This is a genomic window from Pseudomonas sp. Q11, assembly GCF_024494355.1.
GTDB lineage: Bacteria > Pseudomonadota > Gammaproteobacteria > Pseudomonadales > Pseudomonadaceae > Aquipseudomonas > Aquipseudomonas hefeiensis.
This window is the reverse complement of sequence record NZ_JAKNQY010000058.1, coordinates 1-3412: the sequence shown is the minus strand read 5'-3', so window position 1 is coordinate 3412 and position 3412 is coordinate 1. Positions and strand designations below refer to the sequence as shown.

General features: G+C 51.6%; 1 tRNA gene and 1 rRNA gene. Both read right to left on the bottom strand.

Features of this window, described 5'->3' with window-relative positions:
* Nucleotides 1-209: 209 nt before the first annotated feature.
* Nucleotides 210-3101 (bottom strand): 23S ribosomal RNA (locus MA884_RS27680).
* A 235-nt stretch (nucleotides 3102-3336) separates the two neighbouring features.
* Nucleotides 3337-3412: transfer RNA gene (locus tag MA884_RS27675), tRNA-Ala, on the bottom strand.

The window sequence follows — 3412 nt, the reverse complement described above, 5'->3', positions numbered from 1 at the left end:
CTGAGTTCGGGATGGGATCAGGTGGTTCCAATGCTCTATGGTCGTCAAGAAATTCGGTAGCCGGTGCGTGCCTTGCGGTCACGTGCCAGCGAATGGGTATGCGATAGGTTTGTGTGTTGTGCGAACTTTCGGTTCATAGCGTCTTCACACACCGCAATCTGGTCTCTTTCGCCTTTTGGCTTGGAGGATACAAATTGCTTGGGTGTTATATGGTCAAGCCTCACGGGCAATTAGTATGGGTTAGCTCAACGCCTCACAGCGCTTACACACCCCACCTATCAACGTCGTAGTCTTCGACGGCCCTTCAGGGGACTCAAGGTCCCAGTGAGATCTCATCTTGAGGCAAGTTTCCCGCTTAGATGCTTTCAGCGGTTATCTTTTCCGAACATAGCTACCCGGCAATGCCACTGGCGTGACAACCGGAACACCAGAGGTTCGTCCACTCCGGTCCTCTCGTACTAGGAGCAGCCCCTCTCAAATCTCAAACGTCCACGGCAGATAGGGACCGAACTGTCTCACGACGTTCTAAACCCAGCTCGCGTACCACTTTAAATGGCGAACAGCCATACCCTTGGGACCGGCTTCAGCCCCAGGATGTGATGAGCCGACATCGAGGTGCCAAACACCGCCGTCGATATGAACTCTTGGGCGGTATCAGCCTGTTATCCCCGGAGTACCTTTTATCCGTTGAGCGATGGCCCTTCCATACAGAACCACCGGATCACTAAGACCTACTTTCGTACCTGCTCGACGTGTCTGTCTCGCAGTCAAGCGCGCTTTTGCCTTTATACTCTACGACCGATTTCCGACCGGTCTGAGCGCACCTTCGTACTCCTCCGTTACTCTTTAGGAGGAGACCGCCCCAGTCAAACTACCCACCATACACTGTCCTCGATCCGGATAACGGACCTGAGTTAGAACCTCAAAGTTGCCAGGGTGGTATTTCAAGGTTGGCTCCACGCGAACTGGCGTCCACGCTTCAAAGCCTCCCACCTATCCTACACAAGCAAATTCAAAGTCCAGTGCAAAGCTATAGTAAAGGTTCACGGGGTCTTTCCGTCTAGCCGCGGATACACTGCATCTTCACAGCGATTTCAATTTCACTGAGTCTCGGGTGGAGACAGCGCCGCCATCGTTACGCCATTCGTGCAGGTCGGAACTTACCCGACAAGGAATTTCGCTACCTTAGGACCGTTATAGTTACGGCCGCCGTTTACCGGGGCTTCGATCAAGAGCTTCGCGTTAGCTAACCCCATCAATTAACCTTCCGGCACCGGGCAGGCGTCACACCCTATACGTCCACTTTCGTGTTTGCAGAGTGCTGTGTTTTTAATAAACAGTCGCAGCGGCCTGGTATCTTCGACCGGCGTGGGCTTACGCAGCAAGTGCTTCACCCTCACCGGCGCACCTTCTCCCGAAGTTACGGTGCCATTTTGCCTAGTTCCTTCACCCGAGTTCTCTCAAGCGCCTTGGTATTCTCTACCCAACCACCTGTGTCGGTTTGGGGTACGGTTCCTGGTTACCTGAAGCTTAGAAGCTTTTCTTGGAAGCATGGCATCAACCACTTCGTCACCCAAAGGGTAACTCGTCATCAGCTCTCGGCCTTAGAATCCCGGATTTACCTAAGATTCCAGCCTACCACCTTAAACTTGGACAACCAACGCCAAGCTGGCCTAGCCTTCTCCGTCCCTCCATCGCAATAACCAGAAGTACAGGAATATTAACCTGTTTTCCATCGACTACGCTTTTCAGCCTCGCCTTAGGGACCGACTAACCCTGCGTCGATTAACGTTGCGCAGGAAACCTTGGTCTTTCGGCGTGGGTGTTTTTCACACCCATTGTCGTTACTCATGTCAGCATTCGCACTTCTGATACCTCCAGCAAGCTTCTCAACTCACCTTCACAGGCTTACAGAACGCTCCTCTACCGCATCACCTAAGTGATACCCGTAGCTTCGGTGTATGGTTTGAGCCCCGTTACATCTTCCGCGCAGGCCGACTCGACTAGTGAGCTATTACGCTTTCTTTAAAGGGTGGCTGCTTCTAAGCCAACCTCCTAGCTGTCTAAGCCTTCCCACATCGTTTCCCACTTAACCATAACTTTGGGACCTTAGCTGACGGTCTGGGTTGTTTCCCTTTTCACGACGGACGTTAGCACCCGCCGTGTGTCTCCCATGCTCGGCACTTGTAGGTATTCGGAGTTTGCATCGGTTTGGTAAGTCGGGATGACCCCCTAGCCGAAACAGTGCTCTACCCCCTACAGTGATACATGAGGCGCTACCTAAATAGCTTTCGAGGAGAACCAGCTATCTCCGAGCTTGATTAGCCTTTCACTCCGATCCACAGGTCATCCGCTAACTTTTCAACGGTAGTCGGTTCGGTCCTCCAGTTAGTGTTACCCAACCTTCAACCTGCCCATGGATAGATCGCCCGGTTTCGGGTCTATTCCCAGCGACTAGACGCCCTATTAAGACTCGCTTTCGCTACGCCTCCCCTATTCGGTTAAGCTCGCCACTGAAAATAAGTCGCTGACCCATTATACAAAAGGTACGCAGTCACCCAACAACGTGGGCTCCCACTGCTTGTACGCATACGGTTTCAGGATCTATTTCACTCCCCTCTCCGGGGTTCTTTTCGCCTTTCCCTCACGGTACTAGTTCACTATCGGTCAGTCAGTAGTATTTAGCCTTGGAGGATGGTCCCCCCATATTCAGACAAAGTTTCTCGTGCTCCGTCCTACTCGATTTCATGACTAAGAGATTTTCGCGTACAGGGCTATCACCCACTATGGCCGCCCTTTCCAGAGCGTTCCGCTAATCTCAAAGCCACTTAAGGGCTAGTCCCCGTTCGCTCGCCACTACTAAGGGAATCTCGGTTGATTTCTTTTCCTCAGGGTACTTAGATGTTTCAGTTCCCCTGGTTCGCCTCTTGCACCTATGTATTCAGTACAAGATAACCATCTTATGATGGCTGGGTTCCCCCATTCAGACATCTCCGGATCACAGTCTGTTTGCCGACTCCCCGAAGCTTTTCGCAGGCTACCACGTCTTTCATCGCCTCTGACTGCCAAGGCATCCACCGTATGCGCTTCTTCACTTGACCATATAACCCCAAGCAATCTGGTTATACTGTGAAGACGACATTCGCCGAAAATTCGCGATTAAACTCACAAATTTTACCTTAGCCTGATCCGTTACCAGTGAAAGTAACGTCCAGTCTATCTTTCTATCACATACCCAAATTTTTAAAGAACGAACTAGTCAAAGACTAGAAATCAACATTCACCATCGAACCGATGGAATGCTCATTTCTAAGCTTTATACAATCGAAGCAGTAGTGGTGGAGCCAAGCGGGATCGAACCGCTGACCTCCTGCGTGCAAGGCAGGCGCTCTCCCAGCTGAGCTATGGCCCC